The sequence below is a fragment of the Micromonospora arida genome (genome assembly GCF_003857035.1).
Lineage (GTDB): Bacteria > Actinomycetota > Actinomycetes > Mycobacteriales > Micromonosporaceae > Micromonospora > Micromonospora arida.
Genome location: NZ_QGSY01000233.1, coordinates 1 through 8,051, shown reverse-complemented (window position 1 = coordinate 8,051; position 8,051 = coordinate 1). Strand labels below are relative to the sequence as shown.

The 8,051-nt window shown below is 69.9% G+C and carries 6 protein-coding genes; all 6 read right to left on the bottom strand.

Going from position 1 to position 8,051, the window contains the following annotated elements; translation table 11 throughout:
* Positions 1-15: 15 nt before the first annotated feature.
* On the bottom strand, positions 16-1,083 hold the full coding sequence (locus tag DLJ58_RS23655; RefSeq protein WP_124859400.1) for a succinate dehydrogenase/fumarate reductase iron-sulfur subunit: 1,068 nt from the start codon (positions 1,081-1,083) through the stop codon (positions 16-18).
* Complete coding sequence (locus tag DLJ58_RS23650; protein WP_124859398.1) at positions 1,080-3,008, bottom strand: fumarate reductase/succinate dehydrogenase flavoprotein subunit; 1,929 nt, start codon at positions 3,006-3,008, stop codon at positions 1,080-1,082. Before DLJ58_RS23650 ends, DLJ58_RS23655 begins: the two co-directional genes overlap by 4 nt.
* Before the next feature lie 12 nt (positions 3,009-3,020).
* Positions 3,021-3,827, bottom strand: a complete 807-nt coding sequence (locus tag DLJ58_RS23645) for a hypothetical protein (protein WP_124859396.1) — start codon at positions 3,825-3,827, stop codon at positions 3,021-3,023.
* Between the two features lie 245 nt (positions 3,828-4,072).
* The gene (locus DLJ58_RS23640; protein ID WP_124859394.1) at positions 4,073-5,479 is read right to left on the bottom strand and encodes a TldD/PmbA family protein; all 1,407 of its coding nucleotides are present in this window, start codon (positions 5,477-5,479) and stop codon (positions 4,073-4,075) included.
* A gap of 182 nt (positions 5,480-5,661) precedes the next feature.
* Complete coding sequence (locus DLJ58_RS23635) at positions 5,662-7,098, bottom strand: TldD/PmbA family protein (RefSeq protein WP_124859392.1); 1,437 nt, start codon at positions 7,096-7,098, stop codon at positions 5,662-5,664.
* 32 nt (positions 7,099-7,130) lie between these two features.
* On the bottom strand, positions 7,131-7,682 hold the full coding sequence (locus DLJ58_RS23630; RefSeq protein WP_244219099.1) for a Uma2 family endonuclease: 552 nt from the start codon (positions 7,680-7,682) through the stop codon (positions 7,131-7,133).
* Positions 7,683-8,051: the final 369 nt, after the last annotated feature.

Here is an 8,051-nt window from a genome sequence, read left to right as displayed (position 1 = left end):
TTGTTGTTCGGGTGGTTAGTGCTTGTTGTCCTGCTCCGGGTGCGCGAAGTTGAGGTGCTCCGGAGGCAGCGGGAAGGTCACGTCGTCGCCGAACGGCGACGGCGCGGCGGCCCGGTCGAAGGTGAGCTCGGTCAGCGGCAGCTTGCCCCGGTCGTCGACCGCCGGAGCGGTCGGGTGGGGCACCTCCCGGTGCCAGTTGACGCCGCTCTGCGCCTGCGCCTCAGCCCGCGAATCGTGGGAGCCACCCGCGTGCGAGTGGACCCCGCCCCTGGTCCCGCCCGACGGGTTCGCCGAGCCCTGACGGGCGGTGGTCACGCTGGTCTGGGGCGTCTCGCCCCGACGGAAGATCTTGCTACCAAGCCACACAAGGGGATCGTACCTGCGGTCGACGACCCGTTCCTTCATGGGGATGATCCCGTTGTCAGTGATCTTGATGTGCTCGGGGCAGACCTCGGTGCAGCACTTGGTGATGTTGCAGAAGCCGAGGCCCTGTTCGGCCTGCGCGTACTCCTTGCGGTCGGTCCGGGCGTCCAGCGGGTGCATGTCCAGCTCGGCCGCCCGGATGAAGTACCGCGGGCCGGAGAACGCCTGCTTGTTCTCCTCGTGATCGCGGATCACGTGGCAGACCGTCTGGCACAGGAAGCACTCGATGCACTTGCGGAACTCCTGCGAGCGCTCCACGTCGACCTGCTGCATCCGGTAGTCACCCGGGGCCACGTCCGCCGGAGGGGCGAACGCCGGGGTCTCCCGTGCCTTCTCGTAGTTGAACGAGACGTCGGTGACCAGGTCCCGGATGACCGGGAAGGTGCGCAGCGGGGTGACCGTGACGGTCTCGTCGTCGCCGAAGGTCGACATCCGCGTCATGCAACCCAGCCGCGGCTTGCCGTTGATCTCCATGGAGCAGGAGCCGCACTTTCCGGCCTTGCAGTTCCACCGGCAGGCCAGGTCGGGCGCGTCGGTGGCCTGCAGGCGGTGGATGACGTCGAGGACGACCTCGCCCTCGTTCACCTCCACCATGTAGTCCTGGAGGTCGCCGCCGCTCTCGTCGCCCCGCCAGATCCGGAACTGACGCTTCCCGCTCATCGGTTGTCCGCCTCTCCAGCGTCGGCAACGAGGGCGTCGAAGTCGGCGAGCTCCTCGTCGGTGAGGTACTTGGCCAGCTCGGCCCGGTCGAAGAGGCCGATCAGCTCCGGCCGCATCTTCGGCAGCGGCTTGCGGGTCAGCTGCACGGTGTCACCGTCCAGCGCGCAGACCAGGTTGACCTGCCGCCACTTCGGCTCCATCGTCGGGTAGTCCTCCCGGGTGTGCCCGCCGCGCGACTCCTGCCGCTCCAGCGCCGCCTTCGCGGTGCACTCCGAGACCACCAGCATGTTGCGCAGGTCGAGGGCCAGGTGCCAGCCCGGGTTGTAGCGTCGGCCGCCGGCCGCGCTCACCTTGGCCACCCGCTCACGCAGCTCAGCGAGCCGGACCAGTGCGTCGGCCAGCTCACCCTCGCGGCGGATGATGCCCACCAGGTCACCCATGACCGCCTGGAGGTCCTGCTGAAGGGTGTAGGGGTTCTCGCCGGTGTCCCGCTGCAGCGGCGCGAGGGCGGTCTCCACGGCCGCCTCGACCTCGTGCACGGCGACCTTCGGCCGGGCGGTCAGCCCGTCGGCGTAGCTGGCCGCGTGCCCGCCCGCCCGCTTGCCGAAGACCAGCAGGTCGGACAGAGAGTTACCACCGAGTCGGTTGGAGCCGTGCATCCCACCGGAGACCTCACCGGCGGCGAACAGCCCGCGTACGTGGCCGAAGGCGGCACCCGAATCCGGGTCCACCTCGACCCCGCCCATCACGTAGTGACAGGTCGGGCCGACCTCCATCGGCTCGGCCGTGATGTCGACGTCGGCCAGCTCCTTGAACTGGTGGTACATCGACGGCAGCCGGCGGCGGATCTCGTCGGCCGAACGTCGGCTCGCGATATCGAGGAAGACACCACCGGCGGGGGAGCCCCGGCCGGCCTTGACCTCGCTGTTGATGGCCCGGGCCACCTCGTCGCGGGGCAACAGCTCCGGTGGACGCCGGTTGTTGTCCGGGTCGGTGTACCAGCGGTCCGCCTCCTCCTCGGTCTCCGCGTACTGCTTGCGGAAGACGTCGGGGACGTAGTCGAACATGAACCGCTTGCCGTCGGAGTTCTTCAGGACGCCGCCGTCACCACGCACCGACTCGGTGACCAGGATGCCCTTCACCGAGGGCGGCCAGACCATGCCGGTCGGGTGGAACTGGAGGAACTCCATGTTGATCAGCGTCGCCCCGGCACGCAGCGCCAGCGCGTGCCCGTCCCCGGTGTACTCCCAGGAGTTCGAGGTGACCTTGTAGGAGCGTCCGACGCCGCCGGTGGCCAGCACGACCGCCGGCGCCTCGAAGAGGATGAACTCGCCCGACTCGCGGTAGTAGCCGAACGCGCCTGCCACCCGGTCACCGTCGAGCAGCAGCTCGGTGATGGTCGTCTCGGAGAACACCCTGATCCGGGCGTCGTACGAGCCGAACTCCCGCTGGTCCTCCTGCTGGAGCGAGACGATCTTCTGCTGGAGGGTGCGGATCAACTCCAGGCCGGTCCGGTCGCCCACGTGCGCCAGGCGCGGGTACTCGTGGCCACCGAAGTTGCGCTGCGAGATCTTGCCGTCCTTGGTGCGGTCGAAGAGCGCACCGTACGTCTCCAGCTCCCAGATCCGCTGCGGCGACTCCTTCGCGTGCAGCTCGGCCATCCGGAAGTTGTTGAGGAACTTGCCGCCGCGCATGGTGTCGCGGAAGTGCACCTGCCAGTTGTCCCGGCTGTTCACATTGCCCATCGCGGCGGCCGCGCCGCCCTCGGCCATCACCGTGTGCGCCTTGCCGAACAGCGACTTGGAGATGATCGCGGTCTTCTTGCCGGCGAGCCGGGCCTCGATCGCCGCGCGCAGACCGGCGCCGCCGGCCCCGATGACGACGACGTCGTAGTGGTGTCGTTCGATGCGAGTGGTTGTGGTCATGTCAGGGGCCCTTTAGTTGATGAACCGCAGGTCGGAGAACCAGCCGGCCGCGAGCGCCATGATGTAGAAGTCGGCCAGCGCCAGGGTGCCGAGGGTGATCCAGGCGAGCTGCATGTGCCGGACGTTCAACGCCGAGACGAAGGTCCAGGCCTTGTACCGCACCGGGTGCTTGGAGAAGTGCTTGAGCCGGCCGCCGATGATGTGCCGGCAGGAGTGGCAGGAGATCGTGTACGCCCAGAGCATCACCACGTTGAGCAGCAGGATGATGTTGCCCAGCCCGAAGCCGAAGCCCTTGGGCGAGTGGAAGGCGAGGATCGCGTCCCAGGTGTTGATCAGCGAGATGATCGCGGCGGCGTAGAAGAAGTAGCGGTGCAGGTTCTGCCCGAGCAGCGGGAAACGGGTCTCACCGCCGTACTCCTTGTGCCCGTCCGGGACCGCGCAGGCCGGCGGCGACAGCCAGAACGACCGGTAGTACGCCTTGCGGTAGTAGTAGCAGGTGAGCCGGAACAGCAGCAGGAACGGCAGGGTCAGCGCGGCGTCCGGGATGATCCACCAGCCGGGCAGGAACCGGCCGAAGTGCGAGGCTTCCTCGACACACCGGTCGGTCACGCACGGGGAGTAGAACGGGGTCAGGTAGTGGAACTGGTCCACCCAGTACCACTTGTGCATGAAGACCCGGACCGTCGCGTACGCGACCCAGGCGCTGAGCCCGATCACGGTGATCAGCGGGGCGAACCACCATCGGTCGGTACGCAACGTCTTCGCCGCGATGGCGGCGCGCGCCCGCGCCCCCTTCGGCCTCGTTGCCGTTGAAGTCATTCGAGTCGTCTCCTCGACGGGCCCGTACGGGCGGGCTGGTCTCTCTCCGGTCGGCACGCGGACCGGCGAACCCGCACCCGCTGCCACGTCATGCGCACACCAACGACCACGCCGGATCGACCGACGCAGCTAAGTGACACACGTTACGCCGATCTCTGCGAGCCGTCCGCGCAAGGGAGTGTCCCGTGTGTCTGGCCTGCGGAAAAGCCCTCGACACGCCGGTTTGGCGCCCGCCGTCGAGAACGTCAGCCGGAGGCGCCTCCGGTGAAGTGCCAGGACGCCAGCCGCAGTGAGGGCGCCGCCCACCAGGCACCGTCCACCCGCTCCGGTTGGCGCACCGCCCGCGCCCCCAGCCCGAGCACCGCCCCCGGCCCGAGCGCCCGCGGGTACGACTCGGTGAACCGCAGGTCACGGACCGCCCGGACGACAGTGCCGTCCTCGATCAGCCAGACGCCGTTGCGGGTCAACCCGGTGACGACGAGGCTTTTCGGGTCGAGCACCCGCGTGTACCAGAGGTCGGTGACCAGCAGCCCTCGGCGTACGCCGGCCACCAACGCGGCAGTGTCCGCGTCGACGACAGCCCCGGCCGCCGCGCCGGTGGTGCTCCGGCCCACCGCACTCGCCGGACCCGCCACCGCGCCGGTCAGCCGCAGGTTGCGGGGCATCGGGCCCCAGGTGGCACCCCCCGCGACCGCATGCCCGGTGGACTCCGAGCCCGCCTCGGCGGCAGTTCGGCGATCGTGGGCCACCGCACGGGTGGTGCCCGCCTCGACCAGCGTCAGCGCCCGTCGGCCGGTGCCCTCCGCGTCGAACGGCAACCCGGACCCGCCAAGCGGGTCGTCCACCACTGTCACCGCCCGGTCGAACTGGGCCGCGCCCGGCTCGGCGAACGACTGCCGCTCGGCGTAGCGCTTGCCGTTGAAGCCGTAGAAGGACAGGTTCTGCAGGAGGTCCGCCACCGCGGCCGGCTCGAACACCACCTCGTAGTGCCCCGGCGGCAGCTCGACCGGGTCGGCCGCCGCCTGCGCCTTCGCGGCCGCCTGCGCGCCCAGCTCGGCGCCGTCAAGGTCGGACAGCCGGTCGGCGCTGCGCCGCGCCACCCCGTCCACGCCGTCACGGCGGGCGATGCCGTCCATCGCCGCCTCCACCGAGCGGCCGTACGCCGAGTGCCCGGCCGAGTTGGCGAACGCCGACGAGCGGTGCGCGGTGCGGCAGTAACCGGCGGTGCTGAGGCCCCCGGCAGCGGCCACGAACGCCCCGACCCGATCGGCTCGCTGATCCGGCTCGGCGTGCGCGGTGGCCTCGTCGACGGGCGGGGCGTCCTGCATGGGCATGCGCGGGGTCAGCCCCGGCCAACCCGGGTCGGGCGGGCAGAGCCGGGCCGCGGCCAGCGTGCGCTCCACCAGGGCGGACAACCCGTCGTCGGTGACCACGCTGCCACCACCGGCAGCCGTCCGACCGTCGACGTGCACCCGCAGCCGGACCCCGACCGTGGACTCGGAGACGTTCTGGTGGATGCCCGAGTTGGCGAACCGGGTCAGCGCCAGGTCCGCCCGTGTCACCACCGCCTCGACCTGCGTTGCCGGTCCGCCAAGACGCCGAACCAGCTCCACGACCTGCCCGGCCAGCTCCAACTCCGTCTGCCCACTCATGCCGAGCCACCTTTCGTTCGCGACTGCGGGGCTCGCAAACCCGGCTCACTCCTCGCGCTCACGCTGAGCCACCTTTCGTTCGCGACTGCGGGGCTCGCAAACCCGGCTCACTCCTCGCGCTCACGCTGAGCCACCTTTCGTTCGCGACTGCGGGGCTCGCAAACCCGGCTCACTCCTCGCGCTCACGCTGACACCCCCACGCGGACGTTGCGGAACCGGGCCGGCGCGGCCGGGTGGCCGGTGTGCCCGACCTGGCCGGGTTGGCCCTTGCCGCAGTTGGGCGTCCCCCAGGAGACCGTCTCGCTGGAGAGCATGTCCATCGAGCGCCAGAACAGCGGACCGATCCCGGTGTACGTGGGGTTGCGCAGCATCCGCCCCCGCCGCCCCTTCTTGATCTCCCAGCCGACCTCACAGCCGAACTGGAAGTTGAGCCGCTTGTCGTCGATCGACCAGGACCGGTTGAGGTCCATCAACACGCCGTCGTCGGTGGCGGCGATGATCTCCTCCAGCGTGTGTGGGCCGGGTTCCAGGCCGACGTTGGTCATCCGCACCATCGGCAGCCGGGCCCACCCGTCGGCCCGTACGCTGCCGCCGTAGTCCAGGCTTGCCATCGCGGCGGAATCCCGGCCGGCGAGCACACCCACCCAGCGACCGTCGCGGACCGCGTCCCGCTTGACCGCCGGGGAGCCCTCGTCGTCGAAACCGAAGCTGCCCAGCGCACCCGGGATCGTCGGGTCGATGGTGATGTTCATCAGCTCCGAGCCGTAACGCAGCGAGCCGAGCTGGGCCAGGTCCAGCCAGGACGTGCCGGCGAACGCCGCCTCCCAGCCGAGGATCCGGTCCAGTTCGATGGCGTGCCCGACCGACTCGTGGATCTGGAGGGCCAACTGCTCCCCGCCGAGGATCAGATCGGTCTCGCCGGCCGGGCAGGGCGGCGCGGTGAGCAGCGCCCGGGACTCCTCGGCGATCTGCGCGGCATGCGCGGCCAGGTCCAGCGACTCGACCAGCTCCCACCCGGTGGTGCCGTACTGACCGCGGTAGCTCGGCCAGGAGCGGCGCTGCGTCTCGCCGTCGCCGATCGAGGTGGCGGAGATGCCGCCGCCGCACTCGCGGATGCGCTGGTCGATCCGGTGGCCCTCGCTGGAGACGAACCACTTCGCGGTGTCCCAGATCTGGTACAGGCCCTCGGCCAGGTCCGCGCCGTGCTCGGCCATCGTGCGGGTCGCGTCGACCAGCAGATCGCCCTTGTCCGACAGGGGCACCCCGAGCGGGTCGATCTGGCAGCCGGAGGCCCAGCTCGCGGTGACCGCCTGGACCGGCACCAGGTCGACCGAAGGGCCCGGCACCCGCGCGCTCGCCATGGCGGTCCGCGTCGCGCGCCGGCCGGCGTCGCGGGCGGCGGCGTCCGACAGATCGGGTACGGCGTGGAAGCCCCAACTCGCACCGACAAGAGCCCGGACACCGATGCCGATGCTCTCGTCCTGCGTCAGCTCCTCCACGTCGCCGTTGCGCGCGGTCATCGACTCGTAGCGGCGGTGCATCACCCGGGCGTCGGCGTACCGGGCGCCCGCGTCGAGGGCGGCCTGGACGGCGGCGGTGGCCGCGTCGAACTCGGTCATGGACCGACCCTAGGCCAGCCGACCGACACCCGTCAGGGGAGCAGTTCCTCCGGCCGGATGGTGGCCTTCACCGGCTCAGCCAGCTCCAACACCTCGCCGGTCCTGGTGGTCGACCGCTCTACGTAGTGGGCCCCCTGTAGCTGGTAGAGGTTCACGCTCAGGCTTTCTTGCTCAACGAGGAGATACCACTCGATCCCGGCTGTGGCGTACAGGTGCGGCTTCAGCACCCGGTCGATGGTGGCGGTGTGTGGTGCGGTGACCTCCCCGACCAGCAGGACCGGGTCCGCCGGCACGCAGTCGGCCGTGAGATCCAGCTCCGCCGTCACCACAAGGTCGGGGTTGAGGATCCGGGTGCCGTTCAGTCGTAGGTTGATCACCGGGAGCAGAGTGCGATCCGCCGCCGCGCAGCCGGGTTCCAACGCGGCTGTCAGACCACGGACGATCACCTGGTGTCGGACGGAAGGCGGTGGTCCGATGAGCAGGCTGCCGTCGAGGAGCTCGATCCGCTGGGCTGTCTCACCGAGGGCGAGGTAGTCCGACTCGGACCATGGCAGCGCGTGGCCAAGAATGCTGGCGGGAATCACCTGCCCAGTGCAGCTCATTCCGGATCGCCCAGGTCGCACCTGACATGCGAGCACAGGATGAAATGCCCGGTCAGAAAGGGTAACCGTCAAGGTTGAGTCGCCAAAGATCGCGCTCTACGCAGATGTAGGCGTTCCCGGCGCTCCGCGGAAGGCAAGATCGCGCAACATCCTGGTTGTAGTGGTGTCGGTGCGTCGGCGATGCCACTGGATCCTGGTTCGAGCGTGACCTTGGCGGCGGTGGGCGCACCAGACCCCGCTCCTGCTCTCGGGGGCAGTGGTTCGTCGTCAAGATCCGCGCAGTATCGGAGATGTTGCTGCCTCCCCGCGTGTCGGAGGCAGCAACATCGGGGAAGTTGCGCAGATCTTGGC